Below are 22,590 nucleotides of genomic sequence, written 5' to 3'. Positions count from 1 at the left end.
AAGTGCCTGCTCTGTGGATCAGAGCTGGTTGCCGACGAAGACCGTGAGGTCGACGAGGCGGTTGGAGTAGCCCCACTCGTTGTCGTACCAGCCGAGGATCTTCACCGTGTTGCCCTCCTGGACCATGGTCAGGGAGGAGTCGAAGGTGCAGGACGACGGGTCGCCGACGATGTCCGAGGAGACGATCGGGTCCTCGGTGTAGGTCAGGAAGCCCTTGAGGTCGCCGTCGTCGGAGGCCTTCTTGAACGCGGCGTTGACCTCGTCCTTGGTGACCTCGCGCTGCAGCGTCACGACCAGGTCGGTGGCCGAGCCGGTCGGGACCGGGACGCGCATCGCGATGCCGTCGAGCTTGCCCTTGAGCTGCGGGAGCACCAGCGCGGTGGCCTTCGCGGCACCGGTCGTGGTCGGGATGATGTTCTCGGCGGCGGCGCGGGCGCGGCGCAGGTCCGAGTGCGGGAAGTCCAGGATCCGCTGGTCGTTCGTGTACGCGTGGACCGTCGTCATCAGGCCCTTGACGATGCCGAAGTTCTCGTCGAGGACCTTGGCCATCGGCGCCACACAGTTGGTGGTGCAGGAGGCGTTGGAGATGACGTGGTGGTTGGCCGCGTCGTACTTGTCCTGGTTGACGCCCATCACGATGGTGATGTCCTCGTCCTTGGCCGGAGCCGAGATGAGGACCTTCTTGGCGCCGCCGGCGATGTGCTTCTCGGCGTCGGCCTTCTTCGTGAAGATGCCGGTCGACTCGATGACGATGTCGACGCCCAGCTCACCCCACGGGATGTCGGCCGGGTTGCGCTCGGACAGCACCTTGATGGTGTGGCCGTCGACGGTGATCGTGTCGGCGGTGTGCGACACCTCGGCCTTGAGACGGCCCAGGATGGTGTCGTACTTGAGCAGGTGCGCGGTGGTCGCGGTGTCACCCAGGTCGTTGACAGCCACGATCTCGATGTCAGCACCCTGCTCCAGCAGCGCGCGGAAGTAGTTACGACCGATGCGGCCAAAGCCGTTGATGCCTACGCGGATCGTCACGAACCGATCTCCTCGTTGGTACGCCGGTTGTGAGACCGGCGAGCTGTATGGGATGTCCCCGACCACCCCCGACCCTACCTCCCTGAGGCTTTCGGAGTGACATCGAGATGCCCCATACACGGCAGGGCGGTCCGTACCCGCCAGTAGGGGTACGGACCGCCCCGGACCGAAAGCTCCGGTCACCCGGAATGACCATGCCGGGTCATGCCGGGTTCACCCGCCGATGGCCGCGAGTGCCTTTCCGACGAGGGCCGCGCGGTCGGCCGCCGCGGTGACGTGCTCCAGGCCGAAGCCCAGCAGCACGGTGTCGTCCGTGGTGACCGCGCCGTACGTCTTGAACAGCTCGCCGGCGCGCCCCCAGTCCTTCACGACCGCGGGGCTGCCCGCGGGCGGCCCGGGCACGCTCCAGGCGCCGAGCGAGGTCTCGAAGCCCTCGGTCTCGGTGGCCTGGCCGCCGATGACCACGGAGGCGTTGTCGGCGAGGACTCCGCGACCGCCGGAGCCGGGGTCGGTGATGTAGCTGAGGGAGACCTCGACCTTCTTGCCCGCGTACGCGGAGAGATCGAAGGAGACCTCCTGCCAGCCGGCCGACGCCCCGGTGAGGCTGTTCCACTGGCCGCTGGTGCCGGAGGCCGTGCAGCCGCCGGGGCCCTGCGTCAGATACCGCTTGAGCGCGGGGTGGGCCGCGATGAAGAACCCGGCCTCGCACTCGGCGGGCACGGCGTTGGTGGTCGCGCCGTTCTTCTCCGGGAGGGTGGTCCAGTCCTCGGCCCCTGCGGTGTGCGCCTCCAGGACGGCGTGGTCGTAACCCTCCTCCGTGTCCCACAGCAACCGGGTGCGCAGGGCGGGCGCCTGCGCCGCGGTGACCTGGGTGAGGTCGATGGTGCGGGTGAGGCGGTTCCAGGCGTAGTCGCTGTGCGTGACGGCCGCCATGTACGAGCCTTCGTACGGCCCGTACGGGTTGGGCGTGCCGGGGTACGTGCCGGCTCCCGCGCTCGCGAACTGCGGGAAGGCCGCCGCGGGCAGGTTGTCCGAGGTGACGCTGAAGGAGCCGGCCGCGTCCAGCGGGTTGCCGGGCGCGGCGCCGAGGGTCCCGGAGGTCCCGGCGAGCCTGCCGGTGCCCTGGAAGGCGGTGGCGCCCGGCAGGGTCGTACGGGTGTAGGCGCCCAGGTAGTACTGGCTGAAGTCGTTCGACAGGGTGCCGCCGCCCAGGTCGACGCTGCCGCCGGCCCGCTCACCCGCCTCGATCAGCTTGCCGCCCTCGTTGAGGAAGGCGCGCAGCTGGAGCTGGGTGGGGTTGCCCGGGACGGCCGCGCCCGTGTAGTGGACGACCGACTTGAAGTGGTCCAGGACCCCGAGCGCGTCGGGCGCGCCCTGGGTGGCCACGTTCCAGACGATCGCCTTGCGGCCGGCCGCCTTCAGCGCGTCGACGTACGTCTGCGCCTGTGCGGCGCTCGCGCCCTCCTCGGCGACCACGAGCACGTCGGCGCGCGGCCGTTCGGCCACGGTGTACGTGAAGTGCGCGCTGGAGGTGGGCTTTCCGCTCTGCGTCCGGCCGGTGAACCAGACCTCGACCTTGTCGCCGGGACCGGCGTCCTCGACCTTGGCCCGGTACTCGTCGAAGTAGAGGTTGTCGTCACCGCCGTAGGTCTCGCCGCCCTTCCAGGCCCTGAGGTCCCGGTCGTGCGTACGGCCGCCGTTGACGCGGTACTTGAGCTCCTTGTCGCGCACCGCCTTGCGTACGACGACGGACACCTCCTGGTCGGCGCCGCGCGCGTAGGAGGTGGCGAAGGGCTTCGGGGTGAAGTCGGCGGCCTTGAGGCCGAGCGAGGACTTCGGCTGGTCGGGCCTGGCCGCGGACTCGGCGACGGAGAGCGCGAAGGGAAGGTTCTTCGCGAACTCCTGCTGGATCAGCTTCTCGTCGTCGGGGAAGTTGAACACCGACTGGCAGTCGGCGGCGTTCCACTGGTCGTTCGGGTCGAGGTCCGAGGCGGTCTGGCAGGTCGACATCTCGGGGGTGAACATCGCCAGGCCGTTGACGTTCGACGCGTGGCCGTCCGCCTCGCCGTTGGTGGTGTACAGCTCCGAGGAGACCTGCGGACGGTAGCCGGGGATCGCGGAGTTGTCCGGGGTGCCGGCGAGCGCCTTGTACATGACGTCGTCGGGCGTGTCGGTGGCCACCTGCCAGCCGACGCCGTAGAGGAGGAGTTCGGCGGCGGAGTGGTAGTTGATGCCGTACGTGAAGCCGATCCGCTTCTCGAAGGCGTCCAGGGCCTTGGTCTCGGGCTCCGAGGCCGGTCCCGGGCCGCGGTAGGTCTCGCTGGTGGGGTTGGGGGACGAACCCTCGTTGTCGTAGCCCCACTTGTAGGAGAAGTTGCGGTTGAGATCGACGCCGTCGCCCACGCCGATGGCGCCGTCGCCGTTGTTGTCGCGCAGGTTCTTGCGCCACAGGCGGTTGTCGGTGTTCTGGAAGGTGTAGTCGTAGCCGTCGGGGTTGGCCGACAGGACGAACCACAGCTCGGTGGAGTCGACGATCTTCTTGACGCGCTTGTCGCGCTGGTAGTTGTCGACGTAGTGGTGGAGCAGCCGGCGGGTCATCTCCGGAGTGATCCACTCGCGTGCGTGCTGGTTGGACATGTAGAGAACGGAGGGTTTGGCGCCGTCCTTGGACTTCTTCGCGTTCTTGGTCAGTTTGAGCGCGAGGATGTCCTGGCCGTTCACGGTCTTGCCGATGGAGACGACCTTGGTGAGGCCGGGGTTGGCGCGGGCGGTCGCGAGGATCTCCTCCTTGAGGCCGCCGCTTCCGCTGTACGGCCGGAAGACCCCCTCGGCCGCCTTGTCGACCCGGGCCTCGGCCTTGGCGGTCAGGGTGTGCTCGGTGAGCTTGACGCCCTTGTCCTGGAGCTCGTGGGCCTCCCGGTCGGTCAGATAGACCTCCACGGTCGCGGTGCCCTTCGCGGGCACCTGCTCGCTCAGCTCGTGGCCGTCCTGCCCGGCCGCCAGCAGCAGGGGTACCTGCTGGTTGGTGACCTGGGCGCGGAAGACCTTGACTTCGTTCGGATCAGGAGAACCTGCGCTCTGCGCGGCATGGGCTACGGGTGCGATGCCCGCGCCGCCGAGCAGAAGCGCGCCAACAGCGAGGATCGGTCTCGCTCTTCGTCTCATGAGCCCCCCTTGCGGTGGTCCGCCACAGCAGCGAACAGATGCCAGGCTCATGACACTCCATGATCCAGTCAAGAGCGCCTCACGAACACGCAAACGCCGGCGCCGACCACCCAAGTGGGCGTCGGCGCCGGCGTGGTGATGAGCGGTCAGCCGACCAGGTTGTCGGCCATCTCCTCGGTGATGCTGGACTCCGTGCCCGGGATGCCCAGGTCGGAGGCGCGCTTGTCGGCCATCGCGAGGAGTCGGCGGATACGGCCGGCGACGGCGTCCTTGGTCAGCGGCGGGTCGGCGAGCGCGCCCAGCTCCTCCAGGGAGGCCTGCTTGTGCTCCATGCGCAGCCGGCCCGCGGCGGCGAGATGCTCGGGCACGTCGTCGGCGAGGATCTCGAGGGCCCGCTGGACCCGGGCTCCGGCGGCGACGGCCGCGCGGGCGGAGCGGCGGAGGTTGGCGTCGTCGAAGTTGGCGAGCCGGTTCGCCGTGGCCCGCACCTCGCGGCGCATCCGGCGCTCCTCCCAGGCGAGCACCGACTCGTGGGCACCCAGACGGGTGAGCAGCGCGCCGATCGCGTCACCGTCGCGCACGACCACCCGGTCCACGCTGCGGACCTCACGGGCCTTGGCGGGGATCGACAGGCGCCGGGCGGCGCCGACCAGGGCGAGCGCGGCCTCGGGTCCCGGGCAGGTCACCTCCAGGGAGGAGGAGCGGCCGGGCTCGGTGAGCGAGCCGTGCGCCAGGAACGCTCCACGCCAGGCGGCCTCGGCGTCACAGGTGGCACCGGAGACGACCTGCGGGGGGAGTCCCCGGATCGGCCGGCCCCGGCCGTCGACCAGGCCGGTCTGCCGGGCCAGCTGGTCACCGCCGGCGACGACCCGGACCACGTAACGCGAACCGCGGCGCAGCCCGCCCGGAGCCATCACGATCAGTTCGGAGCTGTGTCCGAAGATCTCCAGAACGTCCCGCTTGAGGCGGCGGGCCGCCATCGCGGTGTCCAGCTCCGCCTCGATCACAATGCGCCCGCTCACCAGGTGAAGGCCGCCGGCGAACCGCAGAATGGCGGAGACCTCCGCCTTTCTGCAGCAGGTACGGGTGACGGGGAGCCGGGAGATCTCGTCCTTCACCGCTGCCGTCATCGCCATGGGCCGATCCTTCCATGCATCCGAAAAATACGGTCGTACGCGGCGGCCAACAGCTCCGGGTCGTGCCTCGGGGTGCCGTCGGGCCGGGCCACCGGCGCCAGCTCGACCGCGGCGCCGAACCGCTTGGCGGCATCGGTCAGCGAATCGCGGTCGGGCACGGCGGCCTGGTCGGCCAGCACCACGTCCAGGGCGAGTTTAGGGGCGTGTCGTCCCAAAACCTCCAAATGACGCTGCGGGGAGAAGCCATCGGTTTCTCCCGGCTGCGGTGCGAGGTTCAGGGAGAGTACCCGGCGCGCCTTCGTCTGCGTGAGCGCGTCCAGCAGTTCGGGCACGAGCAGGTGCGGGATGACCGAGGAGAACCACGAGCCGGGGCCGAGGACCACCCAGTCCGCGTCCCGCACGGCCTCGACCGCCTCGGGGACCGCCGGCGGGTCGTGCGGCACCACGTGCACCGACTGCACCTCGCCCGGGGTCAGGGCCACGGTCGCCTGTCCCCGTACGGTGTCCACGTCCTCGGGCCGCTCCGGGTCGTGCCCCTTGACCAGGGCCTGGAGCTCCAGGGGTACGGCGGACATGGGCAGCACCCGCCCGTGTGCGCCGAGGAGTCTGCCGACCAGGTCGAGGGCCTGGACATGGTCGCCGAGCTGCTCCCACAGGGCGACGATCAGCAGGTTGCCGACCGCGTGTTCGTGCAGGTCGCCCTTGGACTGGAAGCGGTGCTGGATGACCCGGGCCCAGGTCTGGCCCCAGTCGTCGTCGCCGCACAGCGCGGCCAGCGCCTTGCGCAGGTCGCCGGGCGGCAGCACGCCCAGCTCGTCGCGCAGGCGCCCGCTGGAGCCGCCGTCGTCGGCCACGGTGACGACGGCGGTGAGGTCGCCGGTGATCCGGCGCAGGGCGGCGAGCGAGGCGGACAGACCCATGCCGCCGCCGAGCGCGACCACCTTGGGCTGGGCGCCGCGCCGGCGGGGCCGGGCCCCGCGGGCCTCGGCGGGCCGGGCCGCCCGCCCTTCGGGGACGGCCCGTCGCAGCCTGCTCAGCCGCGGACTACGTGCGGTCATTCCCGTCCCATGTCCCGGTGTACGACCACCGTCTCCACACCCTCGGCCGCGAGGCGCGCGGCGAGCTTCTCCGACGTGGCGACCGAGCGGTGCTTGCCGCCGGTGCAGCCGATGGCGATGGTCACGTACCGCTTGCCCTCGCGGCGGTAGCCGGCCGCGATGAGGCGCAGCAGCTCGGCGTAGCGGTCGAGGAACTCCTTGGCGCCGGGCTGGTTGAAGACGTACGCCGACACCTCCTCGTTGAGGCCGGTGAAGGGCCGCAGCTCCGGAACCCAGTGCGGGTTGGGCAGGAACCGCATGTCCGCGACCAGGTCGGCGTCGACCGGCAGGCCGTACTTGAAGCCGAAGGACATGACGGTGGCCCTGAGCTCGGGCTCCTCCTCGCCGGCGAACTGGGCGTCCATCTTGGCGCGCAGCTCGTGGACGTTGAGGCTGGAGGTGTCGATGACCAGGTCGGCGTCACCGCGCAGCTCGCGCAGGAGCTCGCGCTCGGCGTCGATGCCGTCGACGATGCGGCCGTCGCCCTGGAGGGGGTGCGGGCGGCGCACGGACTCGAAGCGGCGCACCAGGGCCTCGTCGGAGGACTCCAGGAAGACGATCCGCCGCGTGACGTGCTTGGCCTCCAGGTCGGCGAGGGACTCGCGGAGGTTGTCGAAGAAGCGCCGGCCGCGGACGTCGACGACCACCGCGATCCGGGCGACATTGCCCTGGGAGCGGGCGCCGAGCTCCACCATGGTGGGGATCAGCGCGGGCGGGAGGTTGTCGACGACGAACCAGCCGAGGTCCTCCAGGCACTTCGCGGCCGTGGAGCGGCCGGCGCCGGACATGCCGGAGATGATCACCAGCTCGGGGATGGCCGCCTCCGGGACTCCGCCCGCGTCGAGGGTCGTGCCCGTACTCACCTCTGCGTCGTCTCCGCCCTGGTCCTGTGGTTCTTCGTGCTCGTTCACATTCATGTCTCCTGCCCCCGTCGTTCGTCCGGGGCACCCGCCGTCACGGGGTCCCCACCGGAACCCGTGGTGCCGGGTTCCTCCTCATCCATGATCTCTCCAGTCGCCGTGTTCACGGCGGGCGCGGCCGGGGCCGCCTGGGCGAGGGCCACGGCGATCGTCTCCGCCGTCTTGCGGCCTATGCCGGGGACCTCGCAGATCTGGTCGATGGTGGCGGATCGTAGTTTCTTCAAGGACCCGAAATGTTTCAGCAGGGCCTGCTTGCGTGTGTCCCCGAGCCCGGGGACGTCGTCGAGCGGGCTCGACCGGAAGCGCTGGGCCCGCTTGGTGCGCTGGTAGGTGATCGCGAAGCGGTGGGCCTCGTCACGGACCCGCTGGAGAAGGTACAGGCCTTCGCTGGTGCGGGGCAGCACGACCGGGTCGTCATCGCCCGGCAGCCAGACCTCCTCCAGGCGCTTGGCGAGGCCGCAGACGGCGATGTCGTCGATACCGAGCTCGTCCAGCGCCCTCTTCGCGGCGGCCACCTGGGGCTGTCCGCCGTCGACGACGACGAGCTGGGGCGGGTAGGCGAACTTCTTGGGGCGGCCGTCGTCCTCGGTGAGAGCGTCCTCACCGTCGGTCCACTCGCCGGTCTTCTCCTTGTCGGCGAGGTACCGCCTGAACCGGCGGGAGATCACCTCGTGCATGGACCGGACGTCGTCCTGACCGGCGAAGCCCTTGATCTGGAAGCGGCGGTACTCGCTCTTGCGCTGGAGCCCGTCCTCGAAGACGACCATGGACGCGACCACGTCGTCGCCCTGGAGGTGGGAGATGTCGTAGCACTCGATCCGGAGCGGGGCGCTGTCCAGGTCGAGGGCCTCGGCGATCTCCTCCAGGGCACGCGAGCGCGTGGTCAGGTCGGAGGCGCGCTTGGTCTTGTGCAGGGCGAGCGCCTGGAGGGCGTTGCGCTGCACGGTCTCCATGAGGGCCTTCTTGTCGCCGCGCTGCGGGATGCGCAGGGAGACGTGGGAGCCGCGCCGCGCGGTCAGCCACTCCTGGACGGGTTCGACCGGCTCGGGCAGCGCGGGGACGAGGACCTCCTTGGGAACGGAGTCCCCCGTCTCCTCGCCGTAGAGCTGCTGGAGGGCGTGCTCGACGAGGGCGCCGGTGGTGATCTCCTCGACCTTGTCGGTGACCCAGCCGCGCTGTCCGCGCACGCGTCCGCCGCGGACGTGGAAGATCTGGACGGCGGCCTCCAGCTCGTCCTCGGCGACCGCGATCAGGTCGGCGTCGGTCGCGTCGGCGAGCACGACGGCGCTCTTCTCCATGGCCTTCTTCAGGGCCCCGATGTCGTCGCGCAGACGGGCCGCCCGCTCGTACTCCATCTCCTCGGCCGCGTCCGTCATCTGCTTCTCCAGACGGCGGATGTAGGTGCCGGTGCGGCCGGCCATGAAGTCGCAGAACTCCTCGGCCAGATCGCGGTGTTCGTCCGCGGAGACGCGGTCGACGCAGGGCGCCGAGCACTTGCCGATGTAGCCGAGGAGGCAGGGGCGCCCGGTGCGGGTGGCGTTCTTGAAGACGCCGGCGGAGCAGGTGCGGACGGGGAAGACGCGCAGCAGGAGGTCGACGGTGTCGCGGATCGCCCAGGCGTGCCCGTACGGCCCGAAGTACCGCACGCCCTTGCGCTTGTGGCCGCGCATCACCTGCACGCGGGGGAACTCCTCGTTCATCGTCACCGCGAGGTACGGGTAGCTCTTGTCGTCGCGGTACTTGACGTTGAACCGGGGGTCGTACTCCTTGATCCAGGAGTACTCCAGCTGCAGGGCCTCGACCTCCGTGGACACCACCGTCCACTCCACGGACGCGGCCGTGGTCACCATCGTGCGGGTGCGGGGGTGCAGGCTCGCCAGGTCCTGGAAGTAGTTCGCCAGGCGCTGGCGCAGGCTCTTCGCCTTTCCGACGTAGATCACCCGGCGGTGCTCGTCACGGAACCTGTACACCCCGGGAGTGTCCGGGATCTCCCCTGGTTTGGGGCGGTAGCTGGAGGGGTCGGCCATGTCTCACACCCTACTGGCGAGGGCTGACAGTCCGGTGAGCCTGTGGACAACGGCCGGGACCTGTCCGACGGATCCTGGGCGGGGCCCGGCAAGGCTCGGGGGTGTTCTCCGCTGACGCGACTCCAGGAACGTCAGCACCGCCAGCACCTGCGGTGGTCCTCGGTGTCCTCCGTGAGGCCGAGTTTGCCGAGGATGCTGCGGACGTGTTTCTCGACGGTGCCCTCGGTGACCCACAGGCGGCGGCCGATGCCGGCGTTGGAGCGGCCCTCGGCCATCAGGGCGAGGACCTCGCGCTCGCGGGCGCTCAGCCGGGCGAGGGGGTCGTCGCGGCGCTGGGCGGCGAACAGCTCCTGCACCAGGGAGGGGTCCACGACCGAGCCGCCCCGGTGGATGCGCTCCAGGGCCTCGGCGAACTCGTCGACGACCGTGACCCGACTCTTGAGGAGGTAGCCGACCTCGCGGCCGCCGGCCAGCAGTTCCAGGGCGTCCTCGACCTCGACGAACGCCGACAGGACGAGGATGCCGGTGTCGGGGTGGCGCTCACGGATCGTGCGGGCCGCCTTGAGGCCCTCGGTGGAGTGGTCCGGGGCATCCTTATGTCGACGATCGCCAGTTCGGGCCGTTCCTCGTCGACCAGTTCCAGGAGCCGGGCCGCGTCACCGGCCTGGCCCGCGACCTGGTACCCGACGCGCTCGCACAGGCCGGCCAGGCCCTCCCTGAGCAGGATGTCGTCGTCGGCGAGGACGACCCGCCCCCGTGCCGGCTGCTGCGCTGCCTCGTCCATGACCCCGGTCCCCCTTGCGCGGCCCGCGCGGTCCGTCGTCCGCGGTCGGAGCGCCGCCGGCCCCGCCCGCTGCCTGCGTCCCAACAGCCTGCCCCACCCATGGGGTTACGGCTAGCCGGAAGCGGGATCGGCCGCCTGCCGTGACGACGGGCGGACAGGTGCGGGCCATTCTCGAAGCAGTGCGGATGCAGTCCGACCGGCCGCCCCGGGCGAGGGACGGCCGGTCGCACGGCCGAAGGGTGCGGGACATGCGGCGGACGCGGATCGAGAAGCAGCGGCGGCCGGTCCGTGCCCGTCGGTACCCGGAGGAGACGTACGGCCCGACCGATGTCCTGGACCCCAGGGACCCGGACATCGTGCGCGCCAAGCGCCTGCAGAACGCACGGAACTGCGGCACCCACCGCCTCTGAAGCCGGACGGATTGCCTCTCCGTCCGACAGGACCGCCCGGAGCGTAGGCGACGTCACCACGTTCAGGCTCCCCCACCTGGACGAACTCCCCGGCGTGCGCCCCGGGCGGTCACAAGCCCGGCGAGGACCCGGCCAGGGGCAGCCGCACGTCCACGGTCGTGCCCTCGCCGGGCGGGCTGCCGACGGCCAGCTTTCCGCCGATCGCCTCGACCCGGTCGATGAGCCCGATCAGGCCGGACCCGCGGCCAGGGTCGGCGCCACCGACGCCGTCGTCGCGGACCGTCAGTTCCAGGACGTCGTCCCGGACCCGCGCCGCCACCTGCACCACGCGCGCGTGGGCGTGCTTCGCCGCGTTGGTGAGGCACTCGGAGGTCACGTAGTAGGCGGCGACCTCCAGTCGCTCCGGCACCCGCTCAGAGGGCAGCCGCAGGTCGAGCTCGACGGGTACGGCAGCATGCCCGCGAACTCGGCCGCCGTCCATGCGCCGGCGGGTCGCAAAGGGCCTGCACGGGGCCGGGTCACGGCTGGTTCTCCGGGTAACCGTCGTGGGCGGCGAGGTTGTCGCCGGTGGCCTCGACCGCCGCGGCCGACGGCAGGCGAGCCTCGCGACCGGCCTGCCTGAGGTCGAGATCGACCAGAACGACGTCCGGGGTCAGTTCCCTGGCCCGTACGAGAGCCTCGGAACCCGACAGTGCGACGCCGACGACCGGTATCCCGTCGCGCTGGAGGACTTCGAGGAACTGATCGCCGCCAACCCGGCGCGCGGGTTCCTGCCCAAGTCGGCGCTGTCGGGGCGGGCGATCAGGGAGTTGCTGGACGGCGGCGGGGAGGCCCCGGCCACCTGAGCGGGCGGTGCCGCGAAGCGGCCGGGAGTATGCCGCCGTTCGGCGACAAGTGTTGTCGGGACTTGGTCAACACGCTTCAATGCGGGGGAACTCGGGGCCGGGAACGACGGCGTACGGATGTGAAGCCTTTCCCGGCACAGCCACGGACGGCCCCGAGGCGCCCTCACGCCCGGCCTGACCAGCCGCCCGGACCTGTACAGAAAGGCCCCTGCATGCCGCACGCCACACAGCACGCGGACGTCGCGAGCCTCGCCGACGCGGACCTGGACTCGGCCCTGCGCGGCGGCCCCTTCCATGTCGCGCTGCGCGCCGCAATCGCCGCCCGGGGGCTGCCGCTGCAGCGCGTCCAGCACCATCTGTCGCGCTACGGGGTCAAGGTCGGTGTCACCAGCCTGAGTTACTGGCAGCAGGGTGCGCGGCGCCCGCAGCGTCCCGAGTCGCTGCGGGCCGTACGGGCCCTGGAGGAGATCCTTCAACTGCCCGAGGAGTCACTGATCCGGCTGCTCGCCGAGGACGAGGACCGGTCGGCCGCCGGACGGCCCGCGACCCGTTCCTACCGCTCCCTCCTCGCGGCCTCGGACGTCCTCGAACAACTGCTGGGCGAGCTGGACTCGCCGCCCGACGACGGGCTGCACACCCTCGGCCACCACGAGCGGATAGACATCGGGGCGCGCCGCGAACTGCGCGGCCGCGAGTCGCACCACATCGTGCGCGCCCACCGCGAGGGCGTCGACCGTTTCCTCGCCGTCCACCACGGCGACCCGGGGTGCGTGCCCGAGCTCATGACCGTGCACGCCCTGGAGAACTGCCGTACCGGACGCGTCCGTTCGCACCACGACACCGGGGTGCTCGTGGCCGAGCTGCTGCTCGACGCCCGGCTGCGGGCGGGTGACACGTTCCTGTTCCGCTACTGCGTCGAGGACGGCACGGCCGGCGTGTCCGGCGAGTACGTCCGCGGCTTCGGCACGCCCGGCGGGCAGTACGCGCTCCAGGTCCGGTTCGACGAGAACGCCCTGCCGCTGCGCTGCCACCGCTTCGCCCAGCACTCCCCCGCGGCGCCCCGCAGCGGCCGCCAGGAACTCGCCCTCACCGGCCACCACCACTCGGTGCACCTGGTCGAGCCGCGGGTGCGGTCGGGGGTGGTGGGGATCGGGTGGGAGTGGGAGTGAGCGGTGTGGCGTCAGGGTCGGTGACATGACGTAAACGCTTGCGCAAGCGTTTACGTGGGCCGCTGAATGGGATACCTTCCGGCCGTGGGCCGCCGTTCCGGTGCCCCGTGGCGCCGTTCCGGGAGGGGAACCCGATGCCGACCATGGCCGACGTGGCCCGCAGCGCGGGGGTGTCCGTGGCGACCGTCTCGCACGTCCTCAACGACACCCGGCCGGTCCTGCCCCACACCCGCCAGGCCGTGCTGGACGCCGTCGACGAACTCGGCTACACCCCCAACACCCTGGCCCGCTCCCTGGTCACCTCCCGCACCCGCTCCATCGGGCTCGCGGTGTCGGCGATCAGCAACCCGTACTTCACGGAGATCCTCCAGGGCGTCGAGGCGGGCGCACTGGAACACGGCTACAGCCTGCTCATCGCCGACCCGCACGACGACCCCGACCACGAGCGCAAGGTCGTCCAGCTGCTGCACGAGAGGCGGGTGGACGGCATGATCGTCGCGCCCTCGGCGGATCCGCGCGAGCTCGTCTCCTACCTCGGGCGCCACCAGGTTCCGACGGTCTTCCTCGACCGGCTGGTCACCGTCCCCGGGGACGGCCCGCCCCCCTTCGACCAGGTCTGCGCCGAGAACACCGAGCCCACGGCACAGCTGGTCACCCACCTCGCCGGAGTCGGCCACCGGCGCATCGGGCTGGTGGCCGGCCTGACCGGGTTCAGCACCACCGCCGAACGGATCGCCGGATACCGACAGGGCCTCACGGCCGCCGGTCTCCCCTACGACGACGATCTCGTCGTCCACGGCGACTCCGAGTCCGCCGGAGCCGAGCGCGCCACCGCCGCCCTGCTCTCCCTCGCCTCCCCGCCCACCGCCCTCGTCACCGCCAACAACGCGATGACCATCGGCACCCTGCGTGCCCTGCGCGAGCACGGCCTGTCGGTACCGGACGACCTCGCCCTGTGCTGCTTCGACGACTTCGCCTGGGCCGACCTGTTCTCGCCCCGGCTGACCGCGATAGCGCAGCCCAGCAGGGAAATCGGCGCCCAGGCGGTCCGGGTGCTCCTGGAACGCCTCGACGCCCCGGACCGGCCCGCGCGGACCGTGCGCCTGGACTGCGCGTTCGTCCATCGCACGTCGTGCGGGTGCGGTGACGCCGAGGCGGGGCCGGGGCGCTCTGTACGGCCTTCGCAGGCCCCGCGGTCGTCACAGGTCCCGCAGGCGCCGCCGGTCCCGCAGGCGCAGGTCCGAGAGGCCTCACAGGCGCAGGTCCGACAGGCCCAGCAGGCTCCGCAGGCGCAGTCCCCGCAGTCCCCGCAGTCTTCGTAACCCCAGCAGCCCTCGCACCCCTCACACCCCTCGCAGCCCCCGCAGTCCTCGCAGCCCCCGCAGTCCTCGCAGTTCGAGAAAGGAACCGTCTCGTGATCGTCGTCGCCGGTGAGGCCCTGATCGACCTGGTACCGCAGGGCCCAGGTGCCCTCGCGGGTCTCCAACCGGCACTCGGCGGCGGCCCCTACAACACCGCCGTGGCTCTCGGCCGGCTCGGCTCCCCCACCGCCTTCTGCTCCCGCACCTCGCTCGACGCCTTCGGCGAGGCCCTGCTCGACGGCCTGCGGGCGGCGGGGGTGGACGTGTCCGCCGTGCAGCGCGGCCCGGAACCCACCACGCTCGCCGTCGCCACGATCGACACCAACGGCTCGGCCGCCTACTCCTTCTACGTCGACGGCACCGCCGACCGCCTGTTCGCCGCCCCCGCCGGACTCCCCGCGGGCACGCGCGCGGTGTCCTTCGGCACCTGCTCGCTGGTCCTGGAGCCAGGGGCGAGCGCCTACGAGGAACTGCTGCGGACCGCGGCCGCGCAGGGTGTGTTCACCGCGCTCGACCCGAACATCCGCACCGGGCTGATCCCCGACGCGGACGCCTACCGTGCCCGGTTCAAGAGCTGGCTGCCGTCGGTGTCGCTGCTCAAGCTCTCCGAGGAGGACGCTCTGTGGCTGGGCGGCACTCCGGGTGAGTGGCTGGCCGCGGGCCCCTCGGCCGTCGTGATCACCCAGGGCGGTGACGGGCTGACCGTGTTCACCCGGGACGGGGGGGTGCTTCCCGTGCCGGGCGAGAAGGTCGACGTCGTGGACACGATCGGCGCGGGCGACACGGTGAACGCGGCCCTGCTGCACGGCCTGGCCGGCCTCGGCGCGCTGTCCCCGGAGGCGCTCGCCGGCCTCGGCGTCGACGAGTGGACCCGGCTGCTGCGGTTCGCGGCCCGCGCGGCGGCGATCACCTGCTCACGAGCCGGGGCGCAGCCGCCGTACGCGTCGGAGCTGGGCGAGCTGTAAAGGATGCTGAACGAGCGGTGCCCCGCGGGGAGTTCCCTGCGGGGCACCGCTCGCTCAGTGGTTCCGGATCAGGCTTTGCGGGCCCGGGTGGTCTTCTTGGCGGGCGTGGCCTTCTTGGTGGCTTCGGCGGCCTTCTTGGTCGCCGTGGTCCTGGCCGTCGCCGTCTTCTTCGCCGTCGAGCCGGCGGCGACCGTCTTCTTCGCCGCGGTCGTCTTCCTGGCCGGTGCCTTGCGCGGGGCCTTCACCGAGGTCCCGTCGCTGATCCGGTCGGCGCCGAGGACCTCCCTGAGGAACTTGCCGGTGTGGCTGGCCGGGACTCCGGCCACCTCCTCCGGGGTGCCCTCGGCGACCACGAGTCCACCGCCGGCGCCGCCCTCGGGGCCCATGTCGACGATCCAGTCGGCCGTCTTGATCACATCGAGGTTGTGCTCGATGACGATGACGGTGTTGCCCTTGTCGACCAGGCCGGACAGGACCTTCAGCAGCTTGCTGATGTCCTCGAAGTGCAGACCGGTGGTCGGCTCGTCCAGGACGTAGACCGTACGGCCGGTGGACCGCTTCTGGAGCTCGCTGGCGAGCTTCACACGCTGGGCCTCACCGCCGGAGAGGGTGGTCGCGGCCTGGCCGAGCCGGACGTAGCCGAGACCGACGTCCTTGAGGGTGTTGAGGTGGCGGGCGATCGCGGGGACGGCCTCGAAGAACTCCGTCGCCTCCTCGATCGGCATGTTCAGGACGTCGGCGATGGACTTGCCCTTGTAGTGGACCTCCAGGGTCTCCCGGTTGTAGCGGGCGCCGTGGCAGACCTCGCACGGGACGTAGACGTCCGGGAGGAAGTTCATCTCGATCTTGATGGTGCCGTCGCCCGCGCAGTTCTCGCAGCGGCCGCCCTTGACGTTGAAGGAGAAGCGGCCGGGCATGTAGCCGCGGACCTTCGCCTCGGTGGTCTCGGCGAACAGCTTGCGGACGTGGTCGAAGACGCCGGTGTACGTCGCCGGGTTCGATCGCGGGGTGCGGCCGATGGGCGACTGGTCGACGTGCACGACCTTGTCGACGAGGTCGTCGCCGTCCACGCGCGTGTGCCGGCCCGGGACACTCCTCGCGCCGTTGAGCTCGCGCGCCAGGTGGGTGTACAGGATGTCGTTGACCAGGGTCGACTTGCCGGAGCCCGAGACACCGGTGACCGCGGTGAACACACCCAGCGGGAAGGACACGTCGATGTCCTGGAGGTTGTTCTCACGGGCCCCGTGCACCGTGAGCTGCCGGGACGGGTCGAGCGGGCGCCGGATGTCGGGCAGCGGGATGGCCTTCTTGCCCGACAGGTACTGGCCGGTCTCCGACTCGGTGTTGGCGAGCAGTTCCTTCAGGGAGCCGCTGTGCACGACCTTGCCGCCGTGCTCGCCCGCACCGGGGCCGATGTCGACGATCCAGTCGGCGACCTTGATGGTGTCCTCGTCGTGCTCGACGACGATGAGCGTGTTGCCCATGTCGCGCAGCCGGACCAGGGTCTCGATCAGCCGGTGGTTGTCACGCTGGTGCAGGCCGATGGAGGGCTCGTCGAGGACGTACAGGACGCCGACGAGTCCGGAGCCGATCTGGGTGGCCAGGCGGATGCGCTGGGCCTCGCCGCCGGAGAGGGTGCCGGCCGCGCGGTTCAGCGAGAGGTAGTCCAGGCCGACGTCGACCAGGAACTTCAGCCGTTCGTTGACCTCCTTGAGGACCCGCTCGGCGATCTTCTTGTCGCGGGCGCTGAGCTTCAGCTCGCCCAGGAAGTCCGCGCAGTCGCTGATGGACATGCCGGAGACCTCGGCGATCGACTTGCCCATGACCGTGACCGCGAGGACGAGCGGCTTCAGCCGGGTGCCCTCACAGGTGGGACAGGGCACCTCGCGCATGTAGCCCTCGAAGCGCTCACGGCTGGCGTCGCTCTCGGACTCGCTGTGCCTGCGCTTGACGAAGGGGACGGCCCCTTCGAACGGGGTCGTGTAGACCCGCTCGCGGCCGTACCGGTTGCGGTAGCGGACCTCGATCTGCGTCTTGTGGCCGTACAGCAGGGCCTTCTTGGCGCGCTGCGGCAGTCCGGCGAAGGGGATGTCGGTCCGGAACCCGAGGGCATCCGCGAGGGCGCCGATCAGACGGCCGAAGTAGTCCTTGGTGTGCCCGTGCGACCAGGGGTGGATGGCGCCCTCGTCGAGGGACTTGTCCTCGTCCGGGACGATCAGCTCCGGGTCGACTTCCATGCGCGTGCCGATGCCGGTGCACTCGGGGCAGGCGCCGAAGGGCGAGTTGAAGGAGAAGGAGCGGGGCTCCAGCTCCTCGAAGGACAGGTCGTCGTACGGGCAGTACAGGTGCTCCGAGAACATCCGCTCGCGCTCGGGGTCGTCCTCGGGCAGGTCGACGAAGTCGAGCACGACCATGCCGCCGGACAGCCCGAGGGCGGTCTCCACGGAGTCGGTGAGACGGCGCTTGGCGGAGTCCTTCACCGTGAGGCGGTCGACGACCACCTCGATGGTGTGCTTCTCCTGCTTCTTCAGCGTGGGCGGGTTGGAGAGCTGGACGGTCTCGCCGTCCACCCGCGCGCGGCTGTACCCCTTGGTCTGGAGGTCCGCGAAGAGGTCGACGAACTCTCCCTTGCGCTCGCGCACCAGCGGCGAGAGCACCTGGAAGCGGCTCCCCTCCGGCAGCTCCAGGACCCGGTCGACGATGGCCTGCGGCGACTGGCGCGAGATCGGCCGGCCGCACTCGGGGCAGTGCGGCTTGCCGATGCGCGCGAAGAGCAGACGCAGGTAGTCGTAGACCTCGGTGATGGTGCCGACCGTGGAGCGCGGGTTGCGCGAGGTCGACTTCTGGTCGATGGAGACCGCGGGCGAGAGGCCCTCGATGAAGTCGACGTCGGGCTTGTCCATCTGGCCGAGGAACTGGCGGGCGTACGAGGAGAGCGACTCCACGTAGCGCCGCTGGCCCTCGGCGAAGATGGTGTCGAAGGCCAGGGAGGACTTGCCCGACCCGGACAGGCCCGTGAAGACGATGAGCGAGTCGCGAGGCAGGTCGAGCGAGACGTTCTTCAGGTTGTGCTCGCGCGCGCCACGGACGATGAGACGGTCGGCCACGCCGGTCCGCACCTTTCTTGAGAGAAGTGACAGGGGCGGGGCCCCCGTGCTTTCTCAGACTAGGGGGAGCCACTGACAACGCCGGTCGGATTCCCGGATGCATAACAATCCCCGGCCTTCCAGCATGCCCGACGCCGCACCCGACCATATAGCACGTGCTTTCGATTTACGGCACTGCTTCACCACCTTCACCCAAAGGTGTGGCGGGGCTAGGGTCAGCAGCATGATTGATCACGCTCATGACCTGGAGTCTGTACGTGGTGCGACCGAGCGGCTGCTGACCGCAGCCGCCAAGATGGACAACGCGGCCGTGACGGAGTCGTCACGGCTGCCGGGCTGGAGCCGCGGTCATGTCCTCGCGCATCTCGCCCGCAACGCCGACGCCCTCGTGAACGTTCTGCGGGGCCTGCCCATGTACGCGTCCGCGGAAGCGCGCGACGCCGACATCGAGCGGGACGCCCCGCGCTCCCTCGACGTCCAGCTGACCGACCTTCGCGAGAGCGCCGCCCGCTTCCAGGAGGCCGGGGCCGCACCGGCCGACTGGTCGCGCACGGTCGAGCTGCGCAACGGAGTCACCGACTCGGCCTCCCGGATCCCGTTCCGGCGGTGGGTCGAGGTGGAGCTGCACCATGTGGATCTCGGCATCGGGTACGAGCTGGAGGACCTCTCGGAGGAGTTCACGCAGCGCGAGATCAACTTCCTGACGGAGCGGTTCCGGGGCCATCCCGACGTACCCGCGCTGCTCGTCGAGGAGGACGACGGCCGCCGGCTCCCGACGGGCGCCGACGGAGAGCCCGCGCTCGTGGTCACCGGTCCCCAGGCCGACCTCCTCGGCTGGCTCGCCGGCCGCCGCGACGGCTCGGCGCTGACGGTCCACGGCGGCCCCCTCCCCCCGCTGCCCCCGCTATAGGCTGCCGTCATGACGTACAGCGGACAGGTGACCGTCGGCGGCCCCGCCGACGTGCACGAGCTCAAGGACCTGATGATCACCAAGATCGCGGTCGGCCCGATGGAGAACAACGCCTATCTGCTGCGCTGCCGGGCCACCGACGAGCAACTGCTGATCGACGCCGCCAACGAGGCGGAGACCCTGCTGGGCATGATCGGTGACGACGGCATCGCGTCGGTCGTCACCACGCATCAGCACGGCGACCACTGGCAGGCACTCGAAGCGGTCGTCGCGGCCACGCACGCGCGTACGTACGCCGGCCGGGACGACGCCGACGGCATCCCCGTCCCCACCGACGTCCTGGTCGACGACGGCGACGTCATCCGCGTGGGTCAGGTCGAGCTGACCGCGCGCCACCTGGTCGGCCACACGCCGGGCTCGATCGCCCTCGTCTACGACGACCCGCACGGGCATCCCCATGTGTTCACCGGGGACTGCCTGTTCCCGGGAGGGCCTGGGCGGACAACACGTCCCGCTGACTTCGAGTCGTTGATGTCGGGCCTGGAGGCGAAGGTCTTCGTACTCCCGGACGAGACCTGGATCTACCCAGGCCACGGCAACGACACCACGCTCGGTGCCGAGCGGCCTCACCTCGGGGAGTGGCACAAGCGGGGCTGGTAGGTCGGCGGCATCGCCGCCCTGGTGGTCCATCGTTCGCGAGGCCGACGAGACCTGGGTGTATCCGGGCCAATGAACTTCGGGGCATGCGCCCCGCGCATGCCCCTTTGCGCGCGCCCCGTGTGAACTCTTCACACGCGCCGGTGTCACACACGCGCTCCCCGCGCAGGTGGTTGCGCAGTCAACTGGGGGCAGCCCCGCACAGGATGACGGCTCCTGCGCGGTAAGGGCCGCCGGTCTTTCCAATCCCCGCCCTCGGCCGGCGGCCCAGGCAAGCTGTCCGAAAACTGTTCACAGGAATGCAACACGCGTTCCCAATATGCGGACTTTTGCCGTCGTGACCTCGACAAACGAGACAGTGGACTGTCACTCTCCCGCCATGCATTCTGCCCCTCGCGCCCTGCGCCGCGCCGTCGCCGCGGCAACCGTAGCCCTCCTCGCCACCGCCGTCGGCTGTGCTCCGCAGCCCGACGAGGACACGGGCGCCAAGGCCTCGGGGTCGACCGGAACCAGCTGCGCCCAGGGCAAGTTGGCCACCAAGGCCTCCGGCAAGCTGACGATCGCGACCGACGAGCCGGCGTACGAGCCGTGGTTCAAGGACGACAAGCCCGCGAACGGCAAGGGCTTCGAGTCGGCGGTCGCGTACGCCGTGGCGAAGCAGCTCGGCTACGACAAGAGCGCCGTCGTCTGGCAGAGCGTGCCCTTCAACAAGGCCTTCGCGCCCGGGGAGAAGACCTTCGACTTCGACATCAACCAGGTGTCGATCAGCGCCGAGCGCAAGAAGGCCGTGGACTTCTCGTCCGGCTACTACGACGTGCGCCAGGCCGTCGTCGCGCTCAAGGGCACCAAGGCCGCCAAGGCGACGAGCATCGCGGACCTCAAGGGACTCAAGCTGGGCGCCCAGGTCGGCACGACCAGCCTGAACTACATCCAGGACGTGGTGAAGCCGACGCGGGAGGCCGCCGCGTACGCGAAGAACGACCAGGCCAAGTCCGCGCTGGAGAACAGGCAGGTGGACGCCATCGTCGTCGACCTGCCCACCGCCTTCTACATCACCGCGGCCGAGGTCACGGACGGCACGATCGTGGGGCAGTTCGAGAACCAGGGCGGCACTCCCGAGCAGTTCGGGCTCGTGCTCGACAAGGGCAGTGCGCTCACCTCCTGCGTGACCGGCGCCGTGGACGCCCTGCGCAAGGACGGCACGCTCGCCAAGCTGGAGCAGACGTGGCTGTCGGACGCCGTCGACGCCCCGGTGCTCAAGTGACGCTCACGAAGGACGAGGCCGGCCAGGAAGACATCGGCGACTCCTACACGCCGTCGCAGCGGCGGATCGAGCGGGAGCGTCTCAAGCGCGCCCGCGCCCGCCGCGCGACGGCCATCGCCGCGGTCTCGACCCTGGTCACCGCCCTCGTCCTCTACCTGGTCGTCGTCAACGCGCCCGGCTGGCCGCGCACCAAGGAGACGTTCTTCAACGGGCAGTACGCGCGCGAGGCGTTCCCGAGGGTCCTCGAAGGGCTGTGGCTGAACGTCCGGCTGCTGCTGATCTGCGGGGCCGCCGTACTGGTGCTCGGCATGCTGATCGCCATCGCCCGCACGCTGCGCGGCCCGGTGTTCTTCCCGCTGCGCTTCCTCGCCGCCGCCTACACGGACTTCTTCCGCGGCCTGCCGCTCATCATCAACCTCATGATCGTCGTCCTGGGCGTGCCGGCGCTGCGGCTCCAGGGCGTGACGGTCGACCCGGTGTGGCTGGGCGGCACGGCTCTGACGCTCACGTATTCGGCGTACGTGGCCGAGGTGTTCCGCGCCGGCATCGAGTCCGTGCACCCCTCACAGCGCGCCGCGGCCCGTTCGCTCGGGCTCTCCAACCGGCAGGCGCTGCGGTACGTGGTGCTGCCGCAGGCGGTGCGCCGCCAGGTGCCGCCGCTGCTGAACGACCTGGTGTCCCTCCAGAAGGACACCGGTCTGGTGTCCATCGGCGGCGCGATCGACGCCGTACGCGCGGCGGACATCATCGTCGGACGCAGCCTCAACTACACGCCGTACATCGTCGCGGGCCTGGTGTTCGTGGCGCTGACCATCCCCATGACGCGCTTCACGGACTGGGTGACGGCACGGATGGACCGTCAGCGGGCCCAGGGAGGTACCACATGAGCGAGGCAGACGCGCCGGTCTTGCGGATGGAGTCCGTCCGCAAGACCTTCGGCGGCTCGGTCGTGCTGCGGGACGTCGACCTGGAGGTCGCCCCGCACACGGTGACCGCGCTGATCGGCGCCTCCGGCTCCGGCAAGTCGACGCTGCTGCGCTGCGCCAACCTCCTGGAGGAGATCGACGACGGCGCCATCTGGCTGGACGGCGAGGAGATCACCGATCCGCGCGTCGACCAGGACGCGGTACGGCGCCGTATCGGCGTGGTCTTCCAGGCGTACAACCTCTTTCCGCACATGACGGTGCTGGAGAACATCACGCTGGCCGCGCGCCGGGTGCACGGAGCGGCCCGCGCGGAGGCCGAGGAGCACGCCCGTGAGCTGCTGGAGCGGCTCGGGCTGGGTGGCAAGGCGGGCGAGTACCCGGACCGGCTGAGCGGCGGTCAGCAGCAGCGGGTGGCGATCGTGCGGGCCCTCGCCGTACGTCCCCGTCTCCTGCTGCTCGACGAGATCACCGCGGCCCTCGACCCGGAGCTGGTGGGCGAGGTCCTGAACGTCGTCCGCGACCTGAAGGGCGACGGCATGACCATGGTGCTCGCCACGCACGAGATGGGCTTCGCGCGGGAGGTCGCCGACCAGGTTTGTTTTCTGGACGGAGGTGTGGTCCTTGAGCGCGGCACCGCCGAGCAGATCTTCGGCGATCCGCGGCAGGAGCGTACGCAGCGGTTCCTGAAGCGGATCGTGGAGGCGGGGCGGTTGTAAGACGTGCGTTGTAAGACGTGCGTTGTAAGACGTGCGTTGTAAGACGTGCGTTGTAAGAGGTGCGTTGTAAGGGGCGCCCGCCATTGCGAGCGACCCTTACAG

At 70.5% G+C, this 22,590-nt stretch carries 18 protein-coding genes and 1 pseudogene; 10 read left to right on the top strand and 9 right to left on the bottom strand.

What is annotated here, in order from left to right; translation table 11 throughout:
* Window positions 1-18: 18 nt before the first annotated feature.
* The 7 genes and pseudogenes from gap to ACFYZ8_RS27960 all read right to left on the bottom strand — a co-directional run.
* A complete protein-coding gene (gene gap, locus ACFYZ8_RS27990) occupies window positions 19-1,029 on the bottom strand; it encodes a type I glyceraldehyde-3-phosphate dehydrogenase (protein ID WP_020120076.1) in 1,011 nt (336 codons plus the stop codon).
* A gap of 213 nt (window positions 1,030-1,242) precedes the next feature.
* Complete coding sequence (locus ACFYZ8_RS27985) at window positions 1,243-4,194, bottom strand: M14 family zinc carboxypeptidase (RefSeq protein ID WP_388537840.1); 2,952 nt, start codon at window positions 4,192-4,194, stop codon at window positions 1,243-1,245.
* A 146-nt stretch (window positions 4,195-4,340) separates the two neighbouring features.
* Window positions 4,341-5,330 carry a DNA-binding protein WhiA gene (whiA, locus tag ACFYZ8_RS27980; protein WP_359029614.1) on the bottom strand — a complete coding sequence of 330 codons (990 nt, stop codon included), beginning with the start codon at window positions 5,328-5,330 and terminating at the stop codon, window positions 4,341-4,343.
* Entirely contained in the window at window positions 5,321-6,388 is a 1,068-nt protein-coding gene (gene yvcK, locus ACFYZ8_RS27975; RefSeq protein ID WP_359029613.1) for a uridine diphosphate-N-acetylglucosamine-binding protein YvcK, read from the bottom strand. The genes whiA and yvcK overlap by 10 nt, the downstream gene beginning before the upstream one ends.
* Window positions 6,385-7,344: an RNase adapter RapZ gene (gene rapZ / locus ACFYZ8_RS27970; RefSeq protein WP_359029612.1), complete on the bottom strand. Its 960-nt coding sequence runs from the start codon at window positions 7,342-7,344 to the stop codon at window positions 6,385-6,387. Before rapZ ends, yvcK begins: the two co-directional genes overlap by 4 nt.
* Window positions 7,341-9,374, bottom strand: coding sequence for an excinuclease ABC subunit UvrC (gene uvrC / locus ACFYZ8_RS27965; protein ID WP_359029611.1), 2,034 nt, complete (start codon window positions 9,372-9,374; stop codon window positions 7,341-7,343). Before uvrC ends, rapZ begins: the two co-directional genes overlap by 4 nt.
* A gap of 114 nt (window positions 9,375-9,488) precedes the next feature.
* Window positions 9,489-10,158: pseudogene (locus tag ACFYZ8_RS27960) on the bottom strand (response regulator); the annotation flags it as partial.
* Between the two features lie 248 nt (window positions 10,159-10,406).
* On the opposite strand from ACFYZ8_RS27960, the gene ACFYZ8_RS27955 reads away from it, so the two are divergent.
* On the top strand, window positions 10,407-10,568 hold the full coding sequence (locus ACFYZ8_RS27955; protein ID WP_388537837.1) for a hypothetical protein: 162 nt from the start codon (window positions 10,407-10,409) through the stop codon (window positions 10,566-10,568).
* Between the two features lie 109 nt (window positions 10,569-10,677).
* Here the strand turns inward: ACFYZ8_RS27955 and ACFYZ8_RS27950 are convergent, their stop codons facing one another.
* Entirely contained in the window at window positions 10,678-11,049 is a 372-nt protein-coding gene (locus tag ACFYZ8_RS27950; protein ID WP_388537836.1) for a sensor histidine kinase, read from the bottom strand.
* Window positions 11,050-11,113: 64 nt separating this feature from the next.
* Here ACFYZ8_RS27950 and ACFYZ8_RS27945 point away from each other — a divergent pair, with 64 nt between their 5' ends.
* The 4 genes from ACFYZ8_RS27945 (at window position 11,114) to ACFYZ8_RS27930 (ending at window position 14,908) form a co-directional block, all read left to right on the top strand.
* Window positions 11,114-11,413: a hypothetical protein gene (locus ACFYZ8_RS27945; protein WP_388537835.1), complete on the top strand. Its 300-nt coding sequence runs from the start codon at window positions 11,114-11,116 to the stop codon at window positions 11,411-11,413.
* A gap of 212 nt (window positions 11,414-11,625) precedes the next feature.
* A complete protein-coding gene (locus ACFYZ8_RS27940; RefSeq protein ID WP_359029609.1) occupies window positions 11,626-12,582 on the top strand; it encodes a hypothetical protein in 957 nt (318 codons plus the stop codon).
* A gap of 134 nt (window positions 12,583-12,716) precedes the next feature.
* Window positions 12,717-13,904, top strand: a complete 1,188-nt coding sequence (locus tag ACFYZ8_RS27935) for a LacI family DNA-binding transcriptional regulator (protein ID WP_388537833.1) — start codon at window positions 12,717-12,719, stop codon at window positions 13,902-13,904.
* Window positions 13,905-13,996: 92 nt separating this feature from the next.
* Window positions 13,997-14,908: a carbohydrate kinase gene (locus ACFYZ8_RS27930; RefSeq protein ID WP_359029607.1), complete on the top strand. Its 912-nt coding sequence runs from the start codon at window positions 13,997-13,999 to the stop codon at window positions 14,906-14,908.
* A gap of 68 nt (window positions 14,909-14,976) precedes the next feature.
* On the opposite strand, the gene uvrA is transcribed toward ACFYZ8_RS27930, so the two are convergent.
* Window positions 14,977-18,015 carry an excinuclease ABC subunit UvrA gene (uvrA, locus tag ACFYZ8_RS27925; RefSeq protein ID WP_388537832.1) on the bottom strand — a complete coding sequence of 1,013 codons (3,039 nt, stop codon included), beginning with the start codon at window positions 18,013-18,015 and terminating at the stop codon, window positions 14,977-14,979.
* A gap of 223 nt (window positions 18,016-18,238) precedes the next feature.
* On the opposite strand from uvrA, the gene ACFYZ8_RS27920 reads away from it, so the two are divergent.
* The 5 genes from ACFYZ8_RS27920 (at window position 18,239) to ACFYZ8_RS27900 (ending at window position 22,488) form a co-directional block, all read left to right on the top strand.
* Window positions 18,239-18,925 (top strand): maleylpyruvate isomerase family mycothiol-dependent enzyme, encoded by a 687-nt coding sequence (locus ACFYZ8_RS27920; RefSeq protein ID WP_388537831.1) that lies wholly within the window; start codon window positions 18,239-18,241, stop codon window positions 18,923-18,925.
* A gap of 9 nt (window positions 18,926-18,934) precedes the next feature.
* Window positions 18,935-19,585, top strand: coding sequence for an MBL fold metallo-hydrolase (locus ACFYZ8_RS27915; RefSeq protein WP_359029604.1), 651 nt, complete (start codon window positions 18,935-18,937; stop codon window positions 19,583-19,585).
* Between the two features lie 376 nt (window positions 19,586-19,961).
* Entirely contained in the window at window positions 19,962-20,846 is an 885-nt protein-coding gene (locus tag ACFYZ8_RS27910) for an ABC transporter substrate-binding protein (RefSeq protein WP_388537829.1), read from the top strand.
* Window positions 20,843-21,733, top strand: coding sequence for an amino acid ABC transporter permease (locus ACFYZ8_RS27905; protein WP_388537827.1), 891 nt, complete (start codon window positions 20,843-20,845; stop codon window positions 21,731-21,733). Before ACFYZ8_RS27910 ends, ACFYZ8_RS27905 begins: the two co-directional genes overlap by 4 nt.
* Window positions 21,730-22,488 (top strand): amino acid ABC transporter ATP-binding protein, encoded by a 759-nt coding sequence (locus ACFYZ8_RS27900; RefSeq protein WP_388537825.1) that lies wholly within the window; start codon window positions 21,730-21,732, stop codon window positions 22,486-22,488. Before ACFYZ8_RS27905 ends, ACFYZ8_RS27900 begins: the two co-directional genes overlap by 4 nt.
* Window positions 22,489-22,590: the final 102 nt, after the last annotated feature.

It is taken from the genome of Streptomyces sp. NPDC001668, from assembly GCF_042893155.1.
Taxonomy (GTDB): Bacteria; Actinomycetota; Actinomycetes; order Streptomycetales; family Streptomycetaceae; genus Streptomyces.
The sequence above is the reverse complement of the archived record's forward strand: the minus strand, read 5'-3'. Positions and strand labels throughout refer to the sequence as shown.

Coding starts and splice junctions, on each gene's coding strand:
- ACFYZ8_RS27985 (WP_388537840.1), bottom strand. CDS start 4,194: ATGAGACGAAGAGCGAGACCGATCCTCGCTGTTGGCGCGCTTCTGCTC.
- whiA (WP_359029614.1), bottom strand. CDS start 5,330: ATGGCGATGACGGCAGCGGTGAAGGACGAGATCTCCCGGCTCCCCGTC.
- yvcK (WP_359029613.1), bottom strand. CDS start 6,388: ATGACCGCACGTAGTCCGCGGCTGAGCAGGCTGCGACGGGCCGTCCCC.
- rapZ (WP_359029612.1), bottom strand. CDS start 7,344: ATGAATGTGAACGAGCACGAAGAACCACAGGACCAGGGCGGAGACGAC.
- uvrC (WP_359029611.1), bottom strand. CDS start 9,374: ATGGCCGACCCCTCCAGCTACCGCCCCAAACCAGGGGAGATCCCGGAC.
- ACFYZ8_RS27955 (WP_388537837.1), top strand. CDS start 10,407: ATGCGGCGGACGCGGATCGAGAAGCAGCGGCGGCCGGTCCGTGCCCGT.
- ACFYZ8_RS27950 (WP_388537836.1), bottom strand. CDS start 11,049: ATGGACGGCGGCCGAGTTCGCGGGCATGCTGCCGTACCCGTCGAGCTC.
- ACFYZ8_RS27940 (WP_359029609.1), top strand. CDS start 11,626: ATGCCGCACGCCACACAGCACGCGGACGTCGCGAGCCTCGCCGACGCG.
- ACFYZ8_RS27935 (WP_388537833.1), top strand. CDS start 12,717: ATGCCGACCATGGCCGACGTGGCCCGCAGCGCGGGGGTGTCCGTGGCG.
- ACFYZ8_RS27920 (WP_388537831.1), top strand. CDS start 18,239: ATGATTGATCACGCTCATGACCTGGAGTCTGTACGTGGTGCGACCGAG.
- ACFYZ8_RS27915 (WP_359029604.1), top strand. CDS start 18,935: ATGACGTACAGCGGACAGGTGACCGTCGGCGGCCCCGCCGACGTGCAC.
- ACFYZ8_RS27910 (WP_388537829.1), top strand. CDS start 19,962: ATGCATTCTGCCCCTCGCGCCCTGCGCCGCGCCGTCGCCGCGGCAACC.
- ACFYZ8_RS27900 (WP_388537825.1), top strand. CDS start 21,730: ATGAGCGAGGCAGACGCGCCGGTCTTGCGGATGGAGTCCGTCCGCAAG.